The organism is Streptomyces sp. NPDC031340 (genome assembly GCF_055569945.1).
In genome coordinates, this window is the sequence record NZ_JBVIIE010000002.1 from 22952 (window position 1) to 48622 (window position 25671).

Below are 25671 nucleotides of genomic sequence, written 5' to 3' on the forward strand. Positions count from 1 at the left end.
TACCGGGGTCGCGGGTCAGTCGCTGTCGGCGGCGCGCGGCTGGTCCATGCGGGACAGCCAGGTGGCGAGCAGCGCCTCGAGTGTCGCTGCCTCGGCGGGTGTCAGCGCGTCCAGCAGGCGGCGTTCGTTGCCCATGTGCTCGGTGAACGCCTGGTCGATCAGTTCGCGTCCGGGGGCGGTGAGGGCGACGATCCGTCCCCGCTGGTCGTCCTCGGAACGCCGGCGGGTGACGAGTCCGGCCCGCTCCAGGCGGTCGATCCGCTTCGTCATGGCCCCGGTGGTGACCATGGTGTGCGCGGCGAGTTCGCCGGGCGCCCGTTCGTACGGTTCACCGGCGCGGCGCAGCGCGCACAGGACGTCGAACTCCCCTTCGCTGAGGCCGTACCGGGCATAGACGAGGCCGAGTTCCCCGGTGAGCCGGCCGGCCAGCCGGTGCAGCCGGCCGATCACTCCTTGGGGGGAGACGTCGAGATCGGGCCGTTCCCGGCGCCAGTCCGCCTGGATGCGGGCCACTCGGTCCAGCTGGCTGTCTTCCATGGAAGACATTATAGCTTCCGTGGAAGTAAGATGCCTTCCATGGAAGCTAATGTGCGCTGGGTCGCACTCACCGCGATCGCACCGGTCGCCTGGGGAGCCAACTACTACGTCACGCACGAGTTCCTCCCCGCCGACCGCCCCCTCTACGGGGCCGCCGTACGAGCGCTGCCGGCCGGCCTCTTCCTGCTGCTCCTGTGCCGGCAGCGGCCGCGGGGCGCATGGTGGTGGCGGTCCGCCGTGCTGGGGACGCTCAACGTGAGCGTCTTCTTCGTCCTCGTCTACGCCGCCTCCCAACTCCTTCCCACCAGCGTCGCCTCGACGGTCATGGCGGTGTCCCCGCTGACGATGATGCTCGTGGCGTGGCTGCTGATGGCCGAGCGTCCGAGGACCGCTCACCTGGCCGGCGCCGCGATCGGGCTCGTCGGCGTGTGTCTCATGCTGCTGACGGGAGCCTCGGGTGTGAGTGTGCCGGGCGTCATCGCGTCGGTGGCCGCCATGCTGGTGTCGTCGTTCGGCCACATACTGACCAAGCGGTGGAACGCCGACGTCGACGTGCTGGCCTCCACCTCATGGCAGCTGACCGCGGGAGGCCTCTTCCTCCTTCCGGTAGCCGCTGTCGTGGAAGGGGCCCCGCCCGCACTGTCCACGCCCGGACTGCTCGCCTTCGGCTACGTCGCGCTCGTCGCCACCGCGCTGGCGTTCGCCGCCTGGTTCACGGGGCTGCGGCACCTGCCGGCCGGAACCGTGGGACTGATCGGCCTGCTCAACCCCGTCACCGGCGTACTGCTGGGTGTCGTCGTCGCCGGGGAGGCGCTGACAGTCCAGCAGTCGTGCGGGCTGGCGCTGGTCCTGGCCGGCGTCGTCCTCGGCCGGCCCGCACGCGCGAGCCGACGCGGCAGCGGCCGGGCCCCCGCCGACCCGCTGCCCGAAGCGCGTCCCGCGCGAGAGCCCGCCACGCCCAGCCGCCGGTGACCAGGCCCTGCGTGTCGGCGAGAAGGAGCGGAGAAGTGAGGTGGGGTGTTCCGCATACGGAACAGCCCACGGCGGTGAGATGCCGCTCCGGGGATGAACGGCAACTCACCACCCGTCGATTGGAGCACGCGCGAGAGCGGTGCGTGATGAGCAGCCGGTACTCATCGCGCCGACGAGCCCGGCCCCGGCCCGCCGGATGCGAACCGGGCCCGCCGCTACGAGACGCCCGTCGACACCCAGACGGTCACCGCCTTGAGGTCCGGATCGACCTGCGCGCCGAGCGGCGACTGGTCGACGACGATTCCCTTCCCCCAGAGGGATTCGTCCTTCTCCTTCTCCGTGAGCTTCCAGCCGCCGGCCTTCGCGCAGGCGCGCACCGAGTCGATGTGGTGCAGCTTGAACCACGGCACCGAGATCTTCCCGTCCTGGGAGAGCTTGGGCTTGGTGCAGTCCTTCACCGGCATCGTGAGCGAGGTGTCACCCATCACGACATCGCCGTGCGAGGGGGACGCCGACGCCGACGCCGCGGGCTGCGAAGCACTCGTGTCCGGACCGACGTCTTGCGGATCGTCGGCCTTCTCCCCGTTGCCCAGCGTCAGCACCGTCAGCCCGCCCAGCACGAGCACGGCGGTGACCGACGCCCCCCACACCAGGGCCTTGCGGCGCGGCGGCGACGAGGGGCGGTTCGGGTAGTGCGGCGCGTGTCCGCCGGGGTGCGTCCCCTGATAGGGGTTGGGATTCGCGCCCATCGGCGGCTGGCCGCCGGAAACCGGCGCGGCGGTTCCTTGCGAGGGGTACGCGGGCGCCGCGTAGGTGGGCAGGTAAGGAGCCCCCACCGCCGGCGGGGGACCGAAGGAGTCGCCGCCCGGCCCGGCACCGGGCTGCCCGGCGGACTGCGCCGGCCGGGCGGGGGCATGGGGTCCGCCCGGCCCGATCTCCGCGAGCAGTGCCTGGACCGCCTCGCGCATGGCGTCGGCGGACTGGTGCCGGTGCGCGGGATCCTTGGACAGAGCAGTGGCGATCAGCCGGTCGACTGACTCGGGCACGGACGGATTGACCAGGGAAGGCACCGGCGCGGGCGCCTGCACATGCTGGTAGGCGATGGCGAGCGGCGCGTCGCCGTCGAACGGCAGCCGGCCCGTGAGCATCTCGAAGAGCATGCAGCCGACCGAGTACAGGTCGGAGCGCTCGTCCACCTGCCGGGCCATGGCCTGCTCGGGGGAGAGGTACTGAGGAGTGCCGACGACCATCCCGGTCTGCGTCATGGAGCCGAGCCCGCTCTCCATCGCCCGGGCGATCCCGAAGTCCATCACCTTCACCACGTTGCGCCGGGTGATCATCACGTTGGCCGGCTTGATGTCCCGGTGGATCAGCCCTCTCGCGTGGCTCTCCGACAGGGCGGCCAGCACCTCACTCGTGATCTGCAGGGCCAGCGGTGCGGGCATCGCCCCGCTCTCGGCCACATGCTGGTCGAGGAGCTCCCGCAGCGGACAACCCTCCACGTACTCCATGACGATGTACGGCTCGGCCGCACCCTCGCCCGTGCCCTCGCCCGAGTCGAACACCGACACGATGTTGGTGTGGTTGAGGCTGGCGACCGCCTTGGCCTCTCTCGTGAACCGCAGCCGGAACGCCTGCTGCCCGGCCAGGTCCGAGCGGAGCAGCTTGACGGCCACCGGCCGGTCGAGGACGGTGTCGTGGCCGAGGTACACCGTGGCCATGCCGCCTTCTCCGAGCAGGCTCCGCAGGACGTAGCGCCCGTCACCCACGGCGCGCCCGTCGGCGCCGACCAAAGTGTGCTGTTCCCGACCGGTCATGCGGTACCGCCCCTTCACCGTGTAACGCCCCCGCTGCGGGCGGCAGTGCCGGCCGGCCCCCGCGTCGTCGACGGCGGCGCCGCGCACTACGATGTCAGGGCCGCGGCGACCACGCGCCGCCACAGCTGCGGGATGCCTGGCCACCATTCACAGGCCATGCTCATCCAACCCGCCGCCGAACGTCCGATCATGAGTAATCAGTACTCCTTCGGCGGCGAAGTCGCCGAAGGGACGCCGTACCGGGGCCGTCGGCCCGCCGGCCGCGCCGGCAGGCCCACCGCGGGCGGCAGCCGCCGGATGCCCCTCCGTCCCGTGGATCTCCAGCGGGCGAGGCTTGTCGTCCGGGCGATGCCCAGGGGGTCGGGCGGCCCAGGGCGGGGGCAGCCGGCGGAGGCACGCACCAGGCTGCCGACCGCGCATGGGCTGCCGCACGAGTACCCGCTACTCAAGCCCCGCCGCCGGCCGACGGAAGCGGTACGTCGCAGCCACCGCCGCGGGAGGAGCCGGAACCGGCCCGGGTGCCCGGACCGCACCGGCCGGGTCCGCCGTACCGGGGCCGGTGCACCATGGAGACGTGCGTACCCTCGACGACGCACCCGGTCACGTGAGGGAGGAGGCCCGGGTGTGGACATCCGCCTCCTGGGACCGCTCGAGATCGTCTCCGACGACCGGCCGTGCGCACTGCCCGCCCGAGCCGAGCAGTCGCTGCTGGTGCGCCTGGCACTGGACGCCGGCCATGTGGTCCCCGCCGGGTCGCTCATCGACGCACTGTGGGGAGACAACCTGCCGGCCGACCCGGGCAACGCTCTGCAGCTGCGGGTGTCGAAGCTGCGGCGCGCTCTGGCGGCCCAGGGACTGCCGGCCGGCCTCATCACCACACACGCACCCGGGTACCTGGCCCGGCTCGACCCGGACCAGGTCGACGCGGTGCGCTTCACGAACCTGGTCGCCGAGGCCCGGCGCCTTGCCGGGCAGGCACCCGACCACGCCCTGCGCCGCTACCAGCAGGCACTCGACCTGTGGCGGGGCCCGGCGCTGGCCGAGTTCGCCGATGAGGGATGGGCGAAGCCGGAGGCCGCCCGGCTGGAAGAGGCACGTCTGTCGGCGATCGAGGAGCGCGCCGAGCTGCTTCTGACCGCGGGCCGGTACACCGAAGTGGCCGGTGAGCTGGACACGCTGGTGCTGCGGCACCCCTTGCGGGAGCGCCTCCACGGTCAGCTGATGCTGGCCCTCTACCGCTCGGGCCGGCAGGCCGAGGCACTGGCGGCCTACCAGCGGGCTCGCCGGATCCTGGACAGCGAACTCGGTCTCGAGCCCTCCCCGGAGCTGCGTCGGCTGCAGGAGGCCATCCTCCGCCAGGACCCCCGGCTCGGGGGCGCGGACGCTCCCCGAGGCGCCGCACACACCGGCCTGCCGACCCGGCTGACCTCGTTCGTCGGCAGGACCGCCGAGACCGAGCAGCTCATCGCCCTGCTGACCCGGCAGCGCCTGGTGACGCTCACCGGCCCGGGAGGGGTGGGCAAGACGAGCCTGGCGATCGAGGCCGCTCGCCGCACGAGCACCGGCGACGGGGCGTGCCTGGTCAAGCTCGCACCGGTCGGCGAACCCGCGCTCCTCCCGCGCGCCGTGGCCGACGCCCTGGGCGTCCCGGCTGCCGCTGAGGCGGACGAGGACCGGCTGATCGCCTGGCTTCGCGGACGCCAGGTACTGCTGCTCCTGGACAACTGCGAACACCTGGCCGCCCGCTGCGCCGTGCTGGCCGAACGACTGCTGGCCTCCTGCCCCGACCTGAGGATCCTCACCACCAGCCGGGAGCCGCTGGGAGTCGCCGGGGAAACCCAGTACGCCCTGACCCCCCTCGGCGTGCCACCCCGGTCGGCAGGGTCCGCGGACCTGACTGCCTACGACGCGGTGCGGCTGTTCCTCGACCGGGCCCGCAGCGCTCTGCCGGAGTTCGCACTCGACGCGGACAACGGCCCGGCGGTGGCGCAGATCTGCCGCAGGCTCGACGGTATTCCCCTCGCGGTGGAGCTGGCCGCCGCCCGCATCAAGACCCTCCCCGTCCAGGAGATCTCCTCGCGTCTGAACGACCGTTTCGCCCTGCTCACCGCCACCACACGGACCGCCGAGACCCGCCAGCAGACCCTCAGGGCCACCATCGACTGGAGCTACCACCTGCTCACCGAGCCCGAGCGGATCCTGTTCAGGCGGCTGTCGGTCTTCCGGGGCGGTTGCGGTCTGGACGCGGCGGAGACGCTGTGCGCCGACGGCGGCCTGGAACGCGGGGAGATCCTCGACCTTCTCGGCCACCTGGTCGACCGCTCCATGGTGGTGGCCGGACACGCCGGCCCGGCGCGGTTCCGGCTGCTGGAGACCCTGCGCGAATACGGCGCCCGGCGGCTGCGAGAGGCGGGCGAGGAGGAACGCCTCGCCGACGCGCACGCGCGGTACTTCACCGACATGGCCGAGCGCGGCGAGCCCGAGCTCCGCGGCTCCGGCCAAGGACAGTGGCTGGCCTGGCTCGATCAGGAGCGCGACAACATCAGGGCCGCCCTCACCTGGTGCCACGCACACGGCGGCTCCGACCCCGACCGCGGCCTGCGGCTGGTCGCCGCGCTCGGCTGGTTCTGGTACTTCGCCAGCCATATCGGCGGCGGCCGCGAGGTCGAGCGGATGCTGGCGGCCGCGGAGGGCGGATCCCCTTCCGTGCGGGGGCGCGCCCTGCAGGCACAGTCGCTCGCGGGACGGCCCGGCGCGTGCGTCGTACACCCCGACCAGCGGTGCGCCGCCGCCGCACGCGCCGGCCTCCAGCTGTTCGAGCAGACGGGCGACACGCACCGGGCGGCCTACTCCCGCACCCTCCTGGCGGTGGAGGGCATCACCGGCAACCAGACCCGGGAATGCCTGGCCATGCTGGTGCAGGCCGCCGAGGAGTTCGCACGCCGGGGCGACGAGTGGGGACGAGCCCTGACACTGTTCGTGGAGATGGAACTGCGGTTCACCCTCGGCACCTTCGACACCGCGACGGAGTACGCCGAACGCGCCCTGTCGGTCTTCACACGACTCGGCGACCACTGGGGCACCTCGGCCATCCAGTACCACCTGGGCCTCGCCCTGCACCGAGCGGGCCGCCCGCACGCGGCACTGGACGCCTACCTGGGCGCCCTGGCCGAGGGCAGGAAGACGGGCATGGCCAACACCGTGCAGTACGCACTGGCCAACGTCGGCCTGATCAAACTGGTGCTCGCAGACCTGCCCGGCGCCGAGCACTACTTCGAGCAGTCCCACGCCGTGGCCCGGCAACTCGGTGCCGACGGCAACCCCCTGGCAGCCCTGGGCCAGGCGCATCTCGCCCGCCAGCACGAGGACCTCGCCGCCGCCCACAGCCACTACACCCGGGTCCTGGAACTCCTCGAAGGGCAGGACAAGCCCGACTGGACCGCCGCCGCACTCACCGGCCTGGGCTTCGTCGCCGAACTCTCCGGCCACCTGGACACCGCGGAGTCCTGTCACCTTCGCGCCTGGCACGCCGCCGCCCCCGCCGGGTGCGCCGCCGCGGTGGCGGGCGCGATGGAAGGCCTCGCCTGCACCACGGCGGCACGCGGCGACGGCACGAGGGCGGCGAACCTCCTGGGGGCCGCCGCACGGTGGCGCGAAGAACACCGCTGCCCGGCGTCGCTCCCCGAATGGCAGGACATCGAGCGGGGCACCGACCGCGCTCGCGCCCTGATCGGCGACGACCACTACCGCGCCGCCTACGCCGCCCGTCTCGCCGTGGATCCCGCCCATCCGCCGGCCATGCCCTCCCGCGCGGGCTTTCGCACGGAGAACAGCGGTCCTGACCGACCCGGCTGATGCGGACATGAGGGGGTGAGGGTGACTACTGCCCCGCCAGTCACAGGAGCACCACAGGCATCCGTGATGTCGCCGGGGTTGGGCGCGACACGCGCCGGGACAGTGGTCGGACAGGGGCCCGACAGGGCGAACGGCCAGCATCGGAGCCGTCGATGTCCCCGGGAAGCTACCGGATCGGTGATGCTCATGTGTCCCACCACTTGCCTGGCCGACGCGCCGACCCGGCGCGTCCTGATGTGCTCCCCGAGGGCCTACACGCTGCGGCTGGCCCACGACGCGACCGCCGCCGCCTTCGCCCGGAGAGAAGCCCGGACCCTGCTGGCGTCGTGGGGGCTGCCGCAGGAGCAGACGGACGACGTCCTGCTGATCATCTCCGAACTCGTCACCAACGCCGTCGAACACGCCCTGCCGCCCGTGGCTCTGCGGCTGAAGCGGGTGGGCGCCGACGGCGGTGTGCACATCGACGTCACCGACGCGGGCCCCGCCGTGTCCGAGGGCTCATGGGCCTCCACCGGTACCCCCGCCGAACACGGCCGCGGCAGGCTCATCATCGACGCGCTGTCCGCCGGACACGGCACCCGGACGGAGGCCGGGGCGGTCCATCACTGGGCCACCGTCGGCGTCGCGGCCTGACACGGCGGAGCGGGCGCCGTCAGCCGTACCGGTAACGGGTCCGCACCGGCATCCGACTCACCGGCGGCCGGGACCGTCACCCCGGGTACCGGCCGTGAAGGAGACCACCATGCACAGACTCCTGCACATCGCGGCTTCCCCGCGCGGGACGGCGTCGCAGTCCCGGTTCCTGGCCGACGTGTTCACCGACAGCTACCGGGAGGCCCACCCCGATGCGGACGTGGACCTCTTCAACCTCTGGGACGGCACGCTTCCGTCGTTCGGCCCGACCGCGGCCGCGGCCCACATGGCGCTCCTCGCCGGCTCCCCGCCGCAGGGCGCGCCGGCCCGTGCCTGGACAGCCGTGCTCGACACGTTCGAACGCTTCGACAGCTACGACCGGTATGTGTTCAGCGTTCCGATGTGGAACGGCGGCATTCCCTACATCCTCAAACAGTTCATCGACGTGATCTCCCAGCCGGGCCTGGTCTTCGACATCCGTCCCGAGCGCGGCCGCACCGGGCTGCTGAGAGGGAAGAAGGCCGCCGTGGTGTACACCAGCGCCTGCTACGGGCCGGGCCGCGACCGTGCCTTCGGCGACGACTTCCAGACCGCCTTCTTCGACGAGTGGCTGCGCTGGACCGGCATCGACGACATCACGGCCATCCACGTCCGTTCCCACCCGACCGCGCCCGACGGCATCGAGGACCGCCGGGCTGCCTCGGCGTCGGCCCGGCAGGCGGGCAGGATCTTCTGATCACCCGGCCTGCGCCCTTGTACCCCGCCCCGGGCCGACGGCCGCGTGGGTGCCCTGGGCGCGCGGAGCCGGACCTACTTCTCCAGGTCGATACGCATGGCCATGAATTCCATGGACGCCGACATCACGGTGCTGTCCGGGAAGAGAGCAACCCCCGCGGTCGTCGCGTCCGCCCAGCCGCAGATGACGTTCCCGGTCTCGGTGAGCGACGCCGGCATGCACTCCACCGAACCGCCGAGCGGTCCGGGTTCGCTGACCGGCTTCGCCTCGGGCACGCCCTGGTCGAAGTCCCACTTGACGTGCTCCAGCATGCCGCGCCACAGGTGTTCACGGCGCTCGGTGGTGGGCTCGGGCACGTGATCGACCGCGACGACCACGACGGCGTCGTCGGCCGCCCCGTCGGAGTACGCGGCCGACACGAGGTTCATGCCGTCGCGCATCTCGCCCGGGTCGACGTCACTGGCCGGGTTCTTGCCCGACACCTTGGACAGACCGCCGGCCATCGACGCGTCGACCACCTGCCTGGCCGGGCCCGAAGGCGAGGCGGAAGGGGAGGCGGAAGCCGAGGCGTCGCCGGACTTCGTCGCACCGGGCCGGGCGGGAGTCTTGGCCGGGTGCCCGGCCCTCGCCGACGAGGTGCGCGACTTCCCGGGCTTGGAGCCCTTGAGGCCGTTTCCTTGGCACCCGGTCAGCAGCACGAGCCCCAACACCGCCGCCGTGACAGCGGGAACACGCGATACACCCATGACAAATCCCCCTCTTGGCCGTCGGCGGCCAGGCCACCGACGCACGACAGACACACTTGACAGCGGTCCGCGGAAACTCCCCGCGCATCAGCCGCGGCGTTCTCGTTCACCGGAACGCCGGCCCGACCACCGTTGACCGGAAACCTATGCGCGCCCACTGGGAAGCGGCTGGAAACGGGGTTGCAGGCATTGAACGGGCTCGCGGGCACTGACGCGGACGGCGTGTGCGGGGGCGGCCCCGGTGGGCCGCCCCCGCCGGACGGCTGCCTCAGCCGAGCGCCTTGAAACCGCGCAGCCGCAGCGAGTTGCCCACCACGAAGACCGAGGAGAAGGCCATCGCCGCTCCGGCGATCATCGGGTTGAGCAGCCCGGCCGCGGCCAGGGGCAACGCCGCCACGTTGTAGGCGAAGGCCCAGAACAGGTTCGACCTGATGGTGCCGAGCGTCTTGCGGGACAGCCGGATCGCGTCGGCCGCGGCGCGCAGGTCGCCCCGGACCAGGGTGAGGTCACCCGCCTCGATGGCCGCGTCGGTGCCCGTCCCCATGGCGAGGCCCAGGTCGGCCTGCGCCAGCGCGGCCGCGTCGTTGACTCCGTCACCGACCATCGCGACCGAAAGGCCGTCGGCCTGCAGTCGCTTGACGACGTCGACCTTGTCCTCGGGCATGACCTCGGCGATCACCTCGTCGATGCCGACCTCCGCGGCGACCGCGTCGGCGACCGCCCGGTTGTCCCCGGTGAGCAGCACCGGCTTGAGACCGAGTGCCCGCAGCCGGGAGATGGCCTGTGCGCTGCTGTCCTTGACCGCGTCGGCCACTTCGAGCACCGCCCGGGCCTCGCCGTCCCAGGCGACGGCGATGGCGGTGCGGCCCGCGGCTTCGGCGGCCGCCTTGGCGCGCGCCAGCTCGACCGGCATCACCAGGGCCCACTCGTCGAGCAGCCGCTCGCGTCCCACGAGGACCGCGTGCCCTTCGACGACACCTTGGACCCCGAGCCCGGGAACGTTGGCGAAGTCCTCGGGCGCCGGCAGCGGGCCGACCCGCTCGGCCGCGCCGGCCGCGACCGCCTGGGCGATGGGGTGTTCCGAGGCGTGCTCCAGCGCGCCCGCCAGTCGCAGGACGTCCGCCTCGTCGGTGCCCTCGGCGGTGTGCACGTCCAGCAGGGTCATACGGCCCGTGGTGACCGTGCCGGTCTTGTCCAGGACGATCGTGTCGATCCTGCGGGTGCTCTCCAGCACCTCCGGCCCCTTGATGAGGATGCCCAGCTGGGCGCCCCGGCCGGTGCCCACCATGAGCGCGGTGGGGGTGGCCAGGCCCAGGGCGCAGGGGCAGGCGATGATCAGTACGGCCACCGACGCGGTGAACGCGGCGGACAACTCGGCTCCGTTGCCGAGCCAGAAGCCGAGAGTCCCCACTGCCAGGGCGATGACGACCGGCACGAAGACGGCGGAGATCCGGTCCGCGAGCCGCTGTGCGGCCGCCTTGCCGTTCTGCGCGTCCTCGACCAGGCGTGCCATGCGGGCGAGTTGGGTGTCGGCGCCGACTCGGGAGGCCTCGACGACAAGGCGCCCGCCGACGTTGACGGTGGCTCCGGTGACCGCGTCCCCGACCCCCACCTCGACCGGCACGGACTCGCCCGTGAGCATCGAGGCGTCCACGGCCGAGGCGCCCTCGACGACCGTGCCGTCAGTGGCGATCTTCTCGCCCGGCCGCACCAGGAAGCGGTCGTGGACCCGCAGATCGCTGATCTGCACGCGTTCCTCGTGCCCGTCGCGCAGGACCGTGACGTCCTTGGCACCCAGTTCCATCAGCGCCCGCAGCGCGGCTCCCGCCTTGCGCTTGGACCGGGCTTCGAAGTACCGGCCGGCCAGGATGAAGGCGGTCACGCCGGCGGCGGCCTCGAGATAGATGTTCCCCGAGCCGTCGGTGCGGGCGATGGTCAGTTCGAAGGCATGGGTCATGCCCGGGGTGCCGGCGGTGCCGAAGAACAGCGCCCACAAGGACCACAGGAACGCCGCCGCCGTGCCCACCGAGATCAGCGTGTCCATGGTGGCGGCGCCGTGCCGGAGATTGGTCCAGGCCGCGCGGTGGAAGGGCCAGGCCGCGTACGTGACCACGGGCGCGGCCAGGGTGAGCGACAACCACTGCCAGTACTCGAACTGCCAGGCCGGGACCATGGCCAGGGCGATCACCGGGACGGCGAGCGCCACCGCGGTGGTCAACCGCTGCCGCAGCGGGCGCAGTTCGTCCGTCTGCGCGCCGTCCTCGGAACCTTCGCCGTCCTGCGGTGCGCCGGAACCGCGCGGGGGAGCGGGCTCCTTCGCGGTGTAGCCGACGGCCTCCACGGTGGCGATCAGGTCCGGCACCGTGACCTCGGCCGAGTAGACGACCTTGGCCTTCTCGGTCGCGTAGTTGACGGTGGCGGTGACGCCGTCCATGCGGTTGAGCTTCTTCTCGATGCGCGCCGCACAGGAGGCACAGGTCATCCCGCCGATGGCGAGTTCGATCTCGGCGTTGCCGGAAACCGAGGTGGTCATCACTCCTCCTCCTGGAGGGAAAGTTGAGGGGGCGCCAGGCCCGCTGGACCCGGGCGAGGTCCAGCGGGTGAGAGCGGTTCGGCGCTCTCCGCCCGTCCGTCCGGCCGGTGGGCATGCCGCCCGGACGGACGGGCGTCAGGCCGCCCGGCCGGTCAGCTCGTAGCCGGCTTCGTCGACGACGGCCGCCAGCTTCTGGTCGTCGGGCTCGGTCGAGGTGGTGACGGTGACGAGGCCCGCCTTGACGTCCACCTCCACCCCGACCACACCGTCCAGCACCCCGATCTCGCGGGTGAGGGTGGTCTCGCAGTGACCGCACGTCATGCCGGACACCTTGTAGACCGTCGCGACCGCGGTGCCCTCGACGGTGACGGTGGAAGCGGCGCTGGTGGAGCAGCTGCCGTCAGAAGTACAGCAGGAACCCATGGCACATTCCTTTCGAGTCGATACATACCCTGGGGGGGTATGCCTATACTGGCATCGTATACCCCCACCCCGTATGTCGGGCAACTCTCGACAGGTACCCATACCCCCTAAGGGTATGAGGCTCCTGTCAGCCCCTCTCTAGGAGCCTGTGATGAACGTCCTGTGGAAGCTCGGCGGCTTCGTCGCCGCGTCGGCGGCGGTCTTCGGAACCGCTTACGGGGTCGGCGGTGCCGTCGCTCCGATGACGGACGAGACGCCCGAACGCTCCCCCCACTCCGCCCACGCCGCGAGCGAGGCGCCGGAGCATGGGGGAGGGCATGACGGAGAGCGCGGCGGCCGCGCGGGCCACGGCGAAGCCGAAGCGTCGTCGGCCGTGCCCGGCGGTCTGCAGGTCGCCGACAGCGGCTACAGCCTCGATCTGCGGAGCCCGCGCCTGGCCGCGGGCCGCGACGGTGACCTGCGCTTCGTCGTCCGTGACGCGAAGGGCCGGCCGGTCACCGCCTACGAGCGGGCGCACGGCAAGGAACTCCACCTGATCGTCGCCTCCCGCGACCTGGGAACCTACCGGCACCTGCACCCCCGCCGTGCCGCCGACGGCACGTGGAGCACTCCCGTCGACCTTCCCGCCGCGGGCGCCTACCGGGTGTTCGCCGACTTCAAGCCCGCGAACCGGTCGGAGGGACTCACCCTCGGCGCCGACCTGGCCGTCTCCGGTGCCTACCGCCCGGGCGAGGTGCCCGAGCCGTCGCCCACCGCCACCGTCGACGGCTACACGGTGAAGCTGAAGGGCGACCTGCGAGCCGGTGCGGACAGCCGCCTCACCCTCGCCGTCACCCGCGGCGGCCGGGAGGTCACCGACCTCCAGCCCTACCTCGGCGCCTACGGCCACCTTGTCGCGCTGCGCTCGGGAGACCTGGCGTACCTGCACGTCCACCCCGACGGGGAGCCCGGAGACGGGACCACGAAGTCCGGCCCCGATGTCTCCTTCGGCACCACCGCACCCAGCGCCGGCACCTACCGGCTCTTCTTCGACTTCAAGCACGACGACACCGTGCGCACCGCGGCCTTCACCGTCCGGGTCGCCGCGTCCGCCGAGTCGCGGACGGTTCCTTCCGACGACTCCAGCGGCCGGCACGACGACGGCCACCAGCACTGAACGCTGTTAGTCCCGGGGCCTTCTGACGCCGAGGACCTCAGGTTCCGGGGCGCCGCGCCGCTGCGCGGGCCGCCCGGCGCGATTCATCCCCGCACCCCACTTCTCAGATACCCCCCAGGGGTATATATTATCGCCAGCTAGATACCCCCAGGGGGTATGCAACCCAGTGGAAGGCAGAGCAATGTCAACCGTCAATCCGCGGCGCTGGTGGGCCCTCGTGGTGCTCGCAGCCGCTCAGTTCATGGTCATCATGGACACTTCGATCATCGGTGTGGCACTCCCCGAAATGCAGCGTGACCTGGACTTCTCCCAGGGCGATCTGCAGTGGGTGTTCAACGCCTACGTCGTCGCCTTCGGTGGGCTGCTCCTGCTGGGAGGCCGCCTGTCGGACCTGCTGGGAGCGCGGCGCGTCTTCGTCAGCGGCTGGGTCGTCCTCACCGCCGGCTCGGTGGTGGCCGCGGCCGCCACGACGGCCTGGGTGGAGATCGCGGGCCGCGCCGTCCAGGGCGTCGGCGGCGCGCTCATCGCGCCCGCCTCGATGACGCTGCTGATGATGCTCTTCGGGCACGACCCCAAGGAGCTGGGCAAGGCGCTCGCGCTCTACGGCGCCGCGGCGCCGGCGGGCGGCACGGCCGGTGTCTTCCTCGGCGGCGTCTTCACCGAGTGGGCGAGCTGGCCCTGGGTGTTCATCATCTACATCCCCATCGGCGTCGCCACCCTGGCCGCCACCGGACTGCTGCCCGCCGTGGCCGGCAACCGCGGCTCGGTCGACCTGCTGGGCGCGGTGGCGGTCACCGGCGGCCTGGCCCTGGCGGTCTTCGCCACCGTCCGCGCCCCCGAGGTCGGCTGGGGTGACACCCAGACCGTCGTGGGGCTCCTCGGTGCGGCCGTCCTGCTGGCCGGCTTCCTCCTCATCCAGAAGACGGTCCGTACCCCCCTCATGCCGCTGGGCATCTGGCGCGTCCCCGGGCTCGGCATCTCGAACGTGGGAATGACCTTGATGGGAGCCGCCTGGATCCCGATGTGGTACTTCCTCAACCTCTACCTCCAGCAGGTCCTCGGATTCGGTGCCTTCGCGTCCGGTGCCGCGCTGCTGCCCATGACCGGACTGCTGATGATCTTCATGACCCTCATCACCGCCCGGCTGCTGGGCCGGTTCGGCCCCAAGCCGCTCATCGTCGGCGGCCTGTTCGTCCTGGCCGCGGGCCTGGTCTGGCTGTCCGCCGCGGAACCGACCGGCACCTTCGCGGTGGACGTCCTGCCCGCGTCGCTCGTCGCCGCGACCGGCATGTCCCTGGCCTACATCCCGCTCATGATGTCGGCCATGTCCGGCGCCCCGCAGGAGCAGGCCGGCCTCGCCTCCGGCATCGTCAACACCACCTACCAGGTGGGTTCCGCTCTCGGCCTGGCGGCCCTGACGGCGCTGGCCACCTCCAAGGGCGCGGACCGCACCGGCGACCCCGCAGCCCTCACCAACGGCTTCAGCGCCGCCTTCCTCGGCGCCGCCGCGGTCGCCGCCGTCGGCGGACTGCTCACCGCGGCCTTCATGCGCGGCAGGTCCGGCGCCGCCGGCCAGGAGCCGGCCGCCGCGCCGAGCGAGTCGGTGAGGGCCTGACGGCCTCACGCAGTGGATGACGTCACGGGCCGACGGAAGCTGATCCGCCGGCCCGCGGCGCACAGGCCGGTACCGGGAAACCCCGGTACCGGCCTGCTTCGTCGACCTGGTCAGCGCGCCCGGGCGCCCGTCGGACGCGCCGAGGCGGCGCATCCGACGGCCGAGCCCGCGACAGCCGCGTCGACAAGCCCTGCCCGGAGACCGGGCAGGGCTTGTCGACGGTGTTCGCCTGTATACAGATCTATATGGCCTATATGGTCTATTTGGCTGAGGCCTCGAGCAGTTGCCGGAGGTGGCGGCGCCCGGGTATGCCGAGCTTCTGGTAGGTCCGGTAGAGGGTGTTGCTCACGGTCCGCGGCGAGAGGACGAGCTGTTCCGCGATCTCCTTGTCCGACAGCCCCTCGGCAGCCAGGACGGCGATGGTCCGTTCCCTGGTCGACAGGGACGCCGGCTGGTCCAGGAAGCGCAGCGCGGGGGTCTGCACCGGGTCGCAGGCACTGAGATGGGCTCGGGCGGCCGCCACCGCGGCGGCAGCGGCACCGCTGTCCCCGCCCCTTCGGCGCATGTGGCTGATCTCGGCGTACGCTTCCGCCGCGTAGAGTTCCGCGCCGGCCGTGGCGAAGGAGCGCGCGACGGACCTCATCAACGCGTGATCGCCGGTGGCCAGCGCCTGCGCGTACTGCAAGCGAGCCTGCAGATACGGCCCTTGGACGGCGACGGACCACTGTGCACGTGTGTCCGACGCCAGGCCGATGCGCGCCATCTCGTGCACGATGATCGCCACGTCGGTGCCGGCCCCCTGCGCCTGGGCGTCGCGTACCGCGTTCTGCAGCAGCGACAGAGCCGTGGCCCGGTCCCCGCGGGACATGGCGCGGTGTGCGCGCACGATGGCGAGATGCGTGTAGTGCCCGGCCGGCAGGGTGTCGAGCTGGGCGTCAGGAGCCTTCCGCTGGTTGTCCGGGAGGCAGTTGGACGCCAGTTCGGCGTAGATGCCGGCACGCGCGTGCCACTGTTCCCACCCCACCTGATACGCGGGGGAGAGGAGGAAGTGGGCGAGGGCCCTGCGGACCAGTCCTCGCTCATAGAGTGTGAAGCCGAGCGCGAGCCCCCGCTGGGTGTCTGTGCCGAAGGACATCCTCCGCGCGGCGTCGCTGTACTCCTGTTCGAGGATGTCCTGGGCGCCGCGCAGATCCCCTGAGAGATGCAGTGCGCTCGCCCGCAACTCCTCCAGGGAGTCCACGTGCGGCGCCCACACGTCGTCGTCGCTCCGCATCGCACGCGCGCCGTCCTCGTACAGCGCCAGGGCGTCCAGCGGTCGCCCCAGATGACACAGAGCGGACATGGCGAACACCGCGGCCTCGACGCGCGTCGCGGGACTGGCGGTGGTCAGCAGCGCAGAACAGCGGTCCAGGCAGTCCTGGTAGCGCCCCTGGAAATAGTCCGCGATGGCCGCCGGCAACTCCTTCGCCGGCCCCTGCATCTCCTCGATGGCCGCCTCGGCCTGGGCGTAGTCGCAGCCCAGGATCCAGGCGCGAGCCCGCCACGGCTGGAGCGCCCGCCCGACCTCGGCGTCGTCCTTCTCGACCGCCTCGAGACACAGCTTGTGCAGTTCGTCGAACGACGCGCCGGCCAAGAGCGCCTGGCCGTACATGTCGGCAGCGTTCGCCGACCGGTAGGTGCGCCAGGCGACCCGTGCCAAGTGTGTGGCGGCCGACAGGTCGTGACGGCTGAGCGCATACCTGCACGCCCGCAGCAGCCGGTCTTCCGACGGGATGTGCCCGCTGCGCTGCTCCCAGCTGACGATCCGCACGTATTCGTCCGGTTGTCTCTCGCTCTCCGGCAGTGCCGCCTTCCAGGACGCGAGCAGCTGCTTCCGGCGCAGGGGACCCGTCTCCTGACGCAGCACGTGACCGAGCAACGGATCCGCGACGGTGATGTGTGCCTGTGCGTCACCCACGTGTGTGCTGATGAGCCGTCTGTCCTCCAGCGACACGAGAACGCCCGTGTCGACGACCGCTTCGACGGCCGTGAGCCGTGCCGGTTCCGCCAGGGCTATGAGCTCGAGAGCTTCCCTCGACGCCATGTCGAGTATTTCGAGGCGTGCGTCCGCCAGCTTTCTGAGTACTACCGACTCAGGAATAACCACTCCGGAGTCACCGAGAATGGCGGCAGATCGCTCGTTCTCGACGGCACGGATGATTTCTCGAAGCACCGAGGGATTTCCAGCGGACAGGCCGGCGACACGCGCCGCGCACTGCTGCGAAAGCCGCTGACCGGAGAAATAGCCGGCCAGTCGCCGTGCCATGGAAGCGTCGAGCGGTCCCACATGAATCGTGTGCAGGTAAGGACTCCGGCACAGCGCGTCACCGGCTCCGGTGCTCCCGGCGTCCACGTTGATCTCCGCGAGCAGTCGGACGTGCTGACGGCACACGGCCTGCACGAGCACCGGCACCGCGGCCGGGTCGAGCAGGTGAGCGTTGTGGACACGGAGCAGAAGGCGCAGGCGGACGGCCCGGGCGATCGTCTTCTCCAGCAGGCCGACTGCCTCAGGGGTCCGCAGCGCATCCTGCAGCGCAGGATCGACGTCCACGGCATCCTGTCCATTGAGCGATACGATCTCGTCCGCCAGTCGGGACTTGCCGATCCCGGTGACCCCCGTCAGGAGGACCCCGGCTGGTCGTTTGGCGGCGCCGAGCACCCGGCAGGCCTTGTCGAGTTCGAGTTCACGGCCTACGAGGGGCGTCGCCTCGTCGACCGGTAAAATACCTTGGAATCTGGTCTGCTGATCGGTGGACGAAATGAAGGCGTGTGGGATCATCTTCTTCCGCAGAGTTCTGTGCGGGTGCCCAGTGGACACGTACCAGATCGGGTTCCGCTCTGCCCGCTGACGGCGCGCCCGCGGAGCTATTTCCTAGCGTGAGAACCCGGGTGGATGAATCATTCCTGCGTATGCGGCGCCGTAGCCGCTCTGCATATCGCCTCCCCCGAACGAATGCTTCAAGCGTGAAATAGGTGAAAGAAGCCCACTGGTTGTGGTCGCATGTGCGCCTGTCGGTTCAAGTCTCCGGAGACATCACGGCCGAGCCGTACGAGGACAGGGTTGCCCAGACCCTGCGTCGCTGTGCCTCTCGGGTCGCCCAGAGATGACCATCCTGGGCGATATCCCGCTACGCTGCGGCAGGACGATAAGGGACCGTCGTCCACTTAGGCAAGGCGAAAGAGTTCGGCCGTGCCCTGGGAACGTCCCTGCCGGGTGACCAGAGGGATTGACGTCCTGACACCTTTCGCCTGGTCAGGCGGGGTGCGGGGAGGCTCCGGGCGTGCTCGGGCCTCCGGTTTCGTAACAACCGGTGCGGCCGGGCCGGAGGGCGGGCTTCAGCAGTTCACGGCGCGTCTGCCCGGCGTCCGCCCTGGCCCGGGCCCCCAGCCGGCCCGTCGTCGGCGCGGCCGACGGCCGCTTGGAAACGACTGGAAACGGCCTCCCATTCCTTCCAGTCGTCTGCCAGAGCCGCCCTCTACCGTGCGGGTATCGACCGCCGACGACGGGAGAGAACACCATGCTCACAACGCGACTCGGAGCTGAGCGGCGCATTGCCCACGCCGCCGCCCCGGGTGCGCTGTCCCGGTGCCGCGTCACCGGCAGCGCCCCGACAGCAGGGACATGCCATCTCGGCGCCGCACCGCCGAGCGGATGAACGTACGCCGTCCGGTTCCGGGTGCCCGCTCGGCCGGCGCCGTATGTGCCAGACCCCGCAGGGGTGAACACCGCCACCGTAGGCACCTGCCGCCCAGGGCAGATGCTCACCGCCGCAGCCACCGGCTGCGGACGGCGTTCGCCCGCACGCTCACCGATGTTCCGCGGCCGCGCTGTTGGCGGCGAAACACCTCACATGCCGGTGGACCTCACATGCCGGAGGCCGGCCATGCGCACCCGTCCCCGACGTGTGCGCGCCCGGCCGGCTGCCGAAGGTCTGCCGCTCCACCTCATCACTCCCGCTCCGCCGTCGCGCCCTGCGCAGGGGGACGCCCGCTTCACATCCCGTCACGACGCGAATATGGAACAGTCCATTCCGAGGATGAGCGGGTTCCTTGAGTAACGATTACCTCTGCCCTTCCGCCGCACGCAAGCATATGGTCTGTTCAGCGCTGCAAGAGTTTCGCCGAAAATTCACAGCGCGTTAGGCATTCGAGTCCATTGCTGAGGGGGGTGAGTGATCCGGTGGACTTCGCTACGGAAACGGAAACTCAGTCCATTTCCTCGGGCGACCTCGGGGCCGGTGAGGAATCGCCAGGTCACTGCCTGGTCGTCATGGGCGACGCACCGCTGGGTGCCGATTTCCTGGAATCCGGCGGAATTCCGCGGAACTGGAGTGTGCGGAGGATCGACGCCCCGCAGGGCGATCTCGCCCTGTGCGTCGATGCTCTGACGGACTTCCTGACGCGCGACGACAGCCCCGACCGTGGGGTACTGCTCGGAGCGGACCGGGCCGCGCACGCGGCGTTCGAGATCGCGGACCGCCACCCCGAGCGGGTGGCGGCGGTGGTGGCCCTGCTGCCCGGTGAGGAAGCTGCCGACGCGGCCGGCTCCCTGGAGCCTCCGTGTCCGGTGCTGGTCCTGTCACTCGACGAGGAACAGGAGCGCATCGAGTCGGCCGTCGCCGACCACCTGCGCGAACTGGGCCGGCCGGCCGCCGTGACGAGTACCTGCCCGGTGCGGCTTCCGCCCCTGACCGCGATGCTGCTCCACGATGCCGAAGCCATGCGGCAACGCGCCGAACTGGGCCCCGTGCACCGCCTGGAGACCGCCGACGCGACCACCACGTGGATCGTCACCGGACATCGGGCGGCACACGAGATCCTCGCCTCCCCTCGCCTGAGAGGCGACGTCGAGATCACCCCGGGCTTCCGGGCACAGTGCCCCGAACTGGCCGCCGAGCACAGAGGAGGCGCCGACACCATCAGCGTCGACGCCCGGGAACACCGGCGGCTCAGGGAACTGATCGGCCGGCACCTCACCTCCGAGCGCGTCGCCTCCCTGCGGGAACGCATCCAGCGCTGCGCCGACGGCCTGCTCGACAGCCTGCCCGACTCCGAGGAGATCGACTTCGTCCGCCGCTTCGCGGTGCCGCTGCCGGCACTCGTGCTCTGCGAGCTGTTCGGCGTCCCGGAAGCCGACCGCGACTACATCCAGGACTGGCTGGTGCGGCGGCTCGCCACTCCACCGCCCGGCGCGCACCAGGACGTGGACGCCTACCTGCGCCGGCTGATCCGGGCGAACCAGGAGCTGCCCGGCGACGACTTCATCGGGTGGGTGGTCGCCGCGGAAGGCGACCGGCTGGTCGAGGACGACCTCGTCTCCGCGGCGCGGCTGCTGATGGCGTCCGGATGCCGGCCCACCACCACCCTGCTCGCCAACGGGGTGGCCGCCCTGCTCCAGCATCCCGGGCAGTGGCAGCGGCTCGCCGACGATCCCGGTGCCGCCGGGGACGCGGTCGAGGAGCTGCTGCGGTTCGTGACGCCCTACCCACTCGGCCTGCCACGCCGAACACGGCACCCGGTCGACGAGGGCGGTGTGCGGATCCCGGAAGACCGGCTCGTCGCGGCATCGTTGATGGCGGCCAACCGTGATCCGAGCGTCTTCGAAAACCCCGATGTCCTGGACATCGGCCGGGCCGGAAACGACCACGCCGCATTCGGTCACGCGCATCACCGATGCCTCGGCGCGCCATTGGCCAGGGCCCAGACACGCACAGCGCTGGAAACACTGACGCGCCGTTTTCCGGCAATGGCTCTGTCCCTGGACGGGCGAGGCCTGCAATACAGAAAGAACCGAGTGCGCTACCTGCTCGAGCTGATGGTGGTCCTCGAGCCGCGTTCATAGGGCCGACGCCCACGCATCACGGATTACCCCATCGGGACAGGAGTTTCAACGCGTGGAAGCCAGCACCATTCCGGAACTCATGGCGTACTGCCAGTCGGATCCGGTCTTTTTCGAGCCGCCCTGGCTCATGAAAGACGAAGACAGCCTTTTCGCGGCGTCCAGCCGCGCTCTTCCGGACGGCTGGAGCCGGCGGGAGAACGGGCTGTGGGTCGTCGCCGAACCCCATGGTCCCGAACTCCCCGAACAGGGCTGGAAGATCCATGTGTCGGCGACCGATGCCGACGCCGCCACGGTCGTGGACCTGGTCATGGACTTCTGCCTGTCCCGCGGCCTGACCTTCAAGTTCCTGCGCAGCAGGGCCGCGATGCGGATGCTCAACAACAAGTACGCCGACCGGGGCAGCAGCGGCAAACTCCTGACGCTCTACCCTCGTCACGAAGAGGAACTCGCGTCGGTGCTGCCCGCACTGGCCGGACTCCTCGAGGGCTTCACCGGCCCCTACATACTCAGCGACGTCCGCTACGAGGACGCGCCCGTGTACGTGCGCTACGGCGCGTTCGTCCCCATGACCTACACCGCGCGGACCGGCGAGCTCGTGTACGCCATCCGCACTCCTGGCGGGGAACTCGTACCGGACAGGCGTGACCCGGTCTTCACCGTGCCGGAGTGGGTGGACGTGCCCGAGGTGCTCCGGGCGTCGGTCGAACGGCGCACCGCCGGCGGCGACGAGTTCCCCTACCGGGTCGAGAAGCCCCTGCACTTCTCCAACGGCGGAGGGGTGTACCTGGCCCGGGAGAAGGACTCCGACCGCTACGTGGTGCTGGTCGAGGCGCGCCCCCACGCGGGTATCGACCGCGACGGACAGGACGCCGTGACGCGGCTGAAGCGGGAACGCGACATGCTGCTGCGGCTGGAGGGCCTCGACTGCGTACCCCGGGTCCTCGACCACCTGGTGATCTGGGAGCACCACTTCCTCGTCCAGGAGTACATCGAGGGCGAGACCCTGCTGAACGAGGTCTTCGACCGCTACCCGCTGATCAGCCCCGACCCCTCGGCCGAGTGGCTCGCCGAGTACACGGCGTGGGCCACGGACGTCCTGGCGAAGGTGGACCGTGCGCTGATGTCGGTGCACGCCAAGGGAGTCCGATTCGCCGACCTCCATCCCGCGAACATCATCCTGCGGCCCGACGGCCGGGTCGCGCTGATCGACTTCGAGATCGCGTCGGACCTGACCGACACCCAGGCGCCTCCCCTGGGCGCCCCCGGGTTCACCGCCCCCGAGGGCATGTCCGGCCGCGACGCCGACCACTACTCCCTGGACTGCCTCCGGCAGTGGATGTTCCTCCCGATCAGCCCGCTGCAGGAACGCGACCCCGTCAAGTACGCGACCCTGACCGACGTCGTCACCGAGCACTTCCCGGTCCCCGAGGGATTCGGGGCGCGGCTGATCCGCCGCCTCGGAGCCGGACGTGAGGCGTTCGGGCCCGACCTGCCCGCCCGTATGCTCACGGCGGAGGAACCGCACTGGCCGGCCATCCGGGACTCCCTGGTCGCCGGAATCCACGCGAGCGCCTCACCCGACCGCAAGGACCGTCTGTTCCCCGGCGACCCGCAGCAGTTCGGGACGGGAGGCATCGACGTCGCCTCCGGCGCCGCCGGCGTCCTGTGGGCCCTGCACCAGGCCGGCTCTCCCGTACCGGACCGCTACGTGGACTGGCTGCTGGACGCCGTCCGGAGAGCCGGCAACCCGCGCCCGGGCCTGATGGACGGCCTGCACGGAGTCGCAGCGACCCTGCAGACGCTCGGCCGTGACGACGACGCCCTCGAGGTGCTCGGCCGCGCCCGTACGGCGCACGACCGTCTGGTGACCCCCGGACTGCACGGCGGGATCGCGGGTGCGGGCCTGAGCCTGCTGAACTTCGCCCGGATCACCGGTGACGACAGCCTGCGCGAGGAAGCGCTGGAGATGGGCGAGGCGCTGGCGTCCCAGCTCGGCGCCGCCGCATCGCCGATGTTCCCGCCGCAGGGCAGGGTGGGCCTCGAACACGGGCTGACGGGCGTGGCCCACTACTTCCTCCGGCTGCACGACGACACGGGCGAAGAGCGCTACCTCGACCTGGCCCGGAGCGCACTCCAACGGGAGGTCGAGCGTGGGCAGTTCAACAAGGACGGCGCTTTCAACCTGTTCTACAGCAACCGCTACCTCGTCTATCTGGGGCCCGGCAGCGGAGGTCTCGCCGTCGTCCTCGCCGACTACCTGACCAGACGGGACGAACCCGGCTTCGCCGAGGTCGTCGCCGGCGTCCGGCGTGCGTGCCGCGCGGCGTTCGTGCGTCATCCGGCGCTGTTCATGGGGCGCGCCGGCCTGATCGTGACCCTCGCCCTGCTGGGGCAGGACGAGGACCGGCCGGTGATCCGCGAGCACATCCGCAGACTCTCCTGGCACGCACTGTCCCACCAGGGACACCTGGCTTTCCCCGGCAACCAGCTCCTGCGCCTGTCCATGGACCTGGACAGCGGCTCCGCGGGACTCCTCGTTGCCCTAGGCGTCGCGTTCGACCGGAACGCGTCGATCATCCCATTCCTCGACCTGCGGAACACCGTGGTCGGGGAGCAAGGAAGGAGGTGACCACCATGGCCAACGTTCTCCAGCTGCAGTCCCTCGCCGAGGAGCTGTCCGCGCACCCGTGCACCAGCATCGTGACGTCCTACAAGGGCACCTGCTGACGGGCCGGGGCACCGGGAGCCGATCGCGGCTCCCGGTGCCACCGGATGTGCCCTGCCGGGCCTTCCGCACACACGCCGGGCACGACACAGCGGAGTCCGGAACGGCCCGACGACGGCGGAACCGACCCCAGCAGCAGCCACACCGCACACGTATCTCACGTGCCTGTCCACTTCGGGGACCGCTTTGAACCCACCACACGCCGGCCGCGCCACCGCGTCGGACACGCCCGGAGCGCCGGAGAGAACCCCCGCGCCTTCCGCCGACACAACGCCCACCTGGCGTGTTCTGCTCGGCCACATGCGGCCGACCTGGCCGCAGCTGCTTCTCGGCGGAGTGCTGAACCTGCTCACGGCCGGGGCCGGCCTGGCAGTCCCCCTGGCAGCCGAGCGGCTGATCGACGGCCTCGCCTCCGGACGGACGCCGCGGGACGTGCTCCTGGTGATGGGGGCCCTGGTCACCTTTACCGCACTGGTCGGACCGCTCGGCGCGTACACGCTGCGGCGCGCCGCCGAGTCGCTCGTCCTGACCGCACGGCGTCGCCTGACGTCCCATCTGCTGCGGCTGCGGATATCGGAGTTCGACCGTACCGAGCCCGGCGACCTGATATCCAGGGTCACCTCCGACACCACCATGCTGCGGCAGGTCACCACCGACTCACTCGTCGGCACGGCCACAGGGGCCCTCACCCTCATGGCCACCACCACCCTGATGTGCGTGCTCGACCTGGTGCTCACCGCGGTGACCCTGGTGGTCCTGCTCCTCGCGGGCTGGATCGTCCGCTCGGTGATGTCCCGGGTCAACGAGGCCGGCATGGCGTCCCAGGAGTCGGTGGGCCTCGTAGGAGCCAGCGTCGAGCGTGCGCTGGGCGCGCTGCGCACGGTGAAGGCGTCCGGGGCGGAGGAAGCCGAGGAGGCGGTCGTTCACAAGGCCGCCGAGGACGCGTGGAGCGCCAGCGTCCGCGCGGCCAAATGGCTCGCGATGGCGGGCAACGTCGCGGAGATGGCCATGCAGGTGGCCTTCTTCACCGTCCTCGCCGTCGGTGGCGTGCGGGTGGCCTCCGGAGCGCTGGAGGCCAGCAAGCTCATCGCCTTCCTGATGTATGTCTTCTATCTCGTTCCCGCCATCCAGCAGCTCGTGGCGGGAGTGAGCCAGTACAACCTCGGAGCCGCGGCGGTGAAGCGTATCCGGGCCGCGGAGGCGCTGTGCGCCGAGCCGCGGAGCACCGGCGGCGGCCGGACCGGCAACACCGAACCGGCCGGACTGTCGTTCCGAGGGGTCCACTTCCGCTACGGGGCCGAGCTGCCGCCCGTACACAGCGGGCTGACGTTCACCGTCCCTCCACGCGGCATGACCGCGTTCGTCGGTCCGTCGGGGGCCGGCAAGACCACCGTCTTCTCCCTGATCGAGCGCTTCTACGAGCCGACGGCCGGCAGCATCCTCCTGGACGGCCGGGACATCACCGAGTGGGACATCGGCGAATTGCGCGCCGCCATCGGATACGTCGAGCAGGACGCGCCCGTCCTCTCCGGCTCCCTGCGTGACAACCTGCTGCTCGGCAGCCGGGACGCCACCGACGACGAGGTGCGGCAGGTACTGCGCACGGCACGGCTGGACGACCTCGTCGAAACCCTGCCGGAGGGCCTCGACTCGCTCGTCGGCCACCGCGGTACCAGGCTGTCGGGCGGCCAGCGCCAGCGCGTCGCCATCGCCCGCGCGCTGCTGCGCAAGCCCAGGCTCCTGCTCCTCGACGAGGCGACCTCCCAACTCGACGCCGTGAACGAGGCGGCACTGCGGGACACGGTGGCGGACATCTCACGCACGACCACGGTGCTGGTCGTGGCCCACCGGCTGTCCACCATCGCCATGGCCGACAGGATCGTCGTCCTCGACGGCGGCACCGTCCAAGCGGTCGGCACCCACCAGGAACTGGTGGCCGCCAGCCCGCTCTACGCCGAACTCGCCACCACCCAGTTCCTCGAGACCGCGCGGTGATCACTTCCGGCGATCGCCGCGCCGCCGCCCGAGAGCTCCAGCCGTAA

General features: G+C 71.1%; 15 protein-coding genes. 9 read left to right on the plus strand and 6 right to left on the minus strand.

The genetic code is table 11. The annotated features are described in order from the left end of the window. Window positions 1–15 precede the first annotated feature (15 nt). The gene (locus ACZ5GT_RS01580) at window positions 16–546 is read right to left on the minus strand and encodes a MarR family winged helix-turn-helix transcriptional regulator (protein WP_469012535.1); all 531 of its coding nucleotides are present in this window, start codon (window positions 544–546) and stop codon (window positions 16–18) included. 30 nt (window positions 547–576) lie between these two features. Between ACZ5GT_RS01580 and ACZ5GT_RS01585 the strand changes: the two genes are divergently transcribed. Then, complete coding sequence (locus ACZ5GT_RS01585; RefSeq protein WP_469012539.1) at window positions 577–1509, plus strand: DMT family transporter; 933 nt, start codon at window positions 577–579, stop codon at window positions 1507–1509. A 215-nt stretch (window positions 1510–1724) separates the two neighbouring features. On the opposite strand, the gene ACZ5GT_RS01590 is transcribed toward ACZ5GT_RS01585, so the two are convergent. Beyond that, window positions 1725–3326 carry a Stk1 family PASTA domain-containing Ser/Thr kinase gene (locus ACZ5GT_RS01590; protein WP_469012543.1) on the minus strand — a complete coding sequence of 534 codons (1602 nt, stop codon included), beginning with the start codon at window positions 3324–3326 and terminating at the stop codon, window positions 1725–1727. A gap of 624 nt (window positions 3327–3950) precedes the next feature. Here ACZ5GT_RS01590 and ACZ5GT_RS01595 point away from each other — a divergent pair. From ACZ5GT_RS01595 to ACZ5GT_RS01605, 3 genes are all read left to right on the plus strand, one after another. After that, the gene (locus tag ACZ5GT_RS01595) at window positions 3951–7181 is read left to right on the plus strand and encodes an AfsR/SARP family transcriptional regulator (RefSeq protein ID WP_469012549.1); all 3231 of its coding nucleotides are present in this window, start codon (window positions 3951–3953) and stop codon (window positions 7179–7181) included. Between the two features lie 186 nt (window positions 7182–7367). Then, window positions 7368–7814, plus strand: a complete 447-nt coding sequence (locus ACZ5GT_RS01600) for an ATP-binding protein (protein ID WP_469012553.1) — start codon at window positions 7368–7370, stop codon at window positions 7812–7814. Between the two features lie 109 nt (window positions 7815–7923). Further along, window positions 7924–8550: an FMN-dependent NADH-azoreductase gene (locus tag ACZ5GT_RS01605; protein WP_469012555.1), complete on the plus strand. Its 627-nt coding sequence runs from the start codon at window positions 7924–7926 to the stop codon at window positions 8548–8550. Between the two features lie 74 nt (window positions 8551–8624). Here ACZ5GT_RS01605 and ACZ5GT_RS01610 read toward each other — a convergent pair whose 3' ends face one another. From ACZ5GT_RS01610 to ACZ5GT_RS01620, 3 genes are all read right to left on the minus strand, one after another. Continuing rightward, complete coding sequence (locus tag ACZ5GT_RS01610) at window positions 8625–9296, minus strand: hypothetical protein (protein ID WP_469012561.1); 672 nt, start codon at window positions 9294–9296, stop codon at window positions 8625–8627. 268 nt (window positions 9297–9564) lie between these two features. Continuing rightward, a complete protein-coding gene (locus ACZ5GT_RS01615; RefSeq protein ID WP_469012565.1) occupies window positions 9565–11829 on the minus strand; it encodes a heavy metal translocating P-type ATPase in 2265 nt (754 codons plus the stop codon). Between the two features lie 135 nt (window positions 11830–11964). Then, window positions 11965–12252 (minus strand): heavy-metal-associated domain-containing protein, encoded by a 288-nt coding sequence (locus tag ACZ5GT_RS01620; protein WP_469012569.1) that lies wholly within the window; start codon window positions 12250–12252, stop codon window positions 11965–11967. Between the two features lie 151 nt (window positions 12253–12403). On the opposite strand from ACZ5GT_RS01620, the gene ACZ5GT_RS01625 reads away from it, so the two are divergent. Next, window positions 12404–13408, plus strand: coding sequence for a hypothetical protein (locus ACZ5GT_RS01625; protein ID WP_469012574.1), 1005 nt, complete (start codon window positions 12404–12406; stop codon window positions 13406–13408). A 181-nt stretch (window positions 13409–13589) separates the two neighbouring features. Then, window positions 13590–15023 (plus strand): MFS transporter, encoded by a 1434-nt coding sequence (locus ACZ5GT_RS01630; RefSeq protein ID WP_469012579.1) that lies wholly within the window; start codon window positions 13590–13592, stop codon window positions 15021–15023. Between the two features lie 259 nt (window positions 15024–15282). Here ACZ5GT_RS01630 and ACZ5GT_RS01635 read toward each other — a convergent pair whose 3' ends face one another. After that, complete coding sequence (locus tag ACZ5GT_RS01635) at window positions 15283–17841, minus strand: LuxR C-terminal-related transcriptional regulator (RefSeq protein WP_469012583.1); 2559 nt, start codon at window positions 17839–17841, stop codon at window positions 15283–15285. Between the two features lie 1554 nt (window positions 17842–19395). Here ACZ5GT_RS01635 and ACZ5GT_RS01640 point away from each other — a divergent pair. From ACZ5GT_RS01640 to ACZ5GT_RS01650, 3 genes are all read left to right on the plus strand, one after another. Then, window positions 19396–20904 carry a cytochrome P450 gene (locus ACZ5GT_RS01640; protein WP_469012588.1) on the plus strand — a complete coding sequence of 503 codons (1509 nt, stop codon included), beginning with the start codon at window positions 19396–19398 and terminating at the stop codon, window positions 20902–20904. A 52-nt stretch (window positions 20905–20956) separates the two neighbouring features. Then, window positions 20957–23533 carry a class III lanthionine synthetase LanKC gene (gene lanKC / locus ACZ5GT_RS01645; protein WP_469012593.1) on the plus strand — a complete coding sequence of 859 codons (2577 nt, stop codon included), beginning with the start codon at window positions 20957–20959 and terminating at the stop codon, window positions 23531–23533. A gap of 396 nt (window positions 23534–23929) precedes the next feature. Next, window positions 23930–25624 (plus strand): ABC transporter ATP-binding protein, encoded by a 1695-nt coding sequence (locus ACZ5GT_RS01650; protein ID WP_469012598.1) that lies wholly within the window; start codon window positions 23930–23932, stop codon window positions 25622–25624. Window positions 25625–25671: the final 47 nt, after the last annotated feature.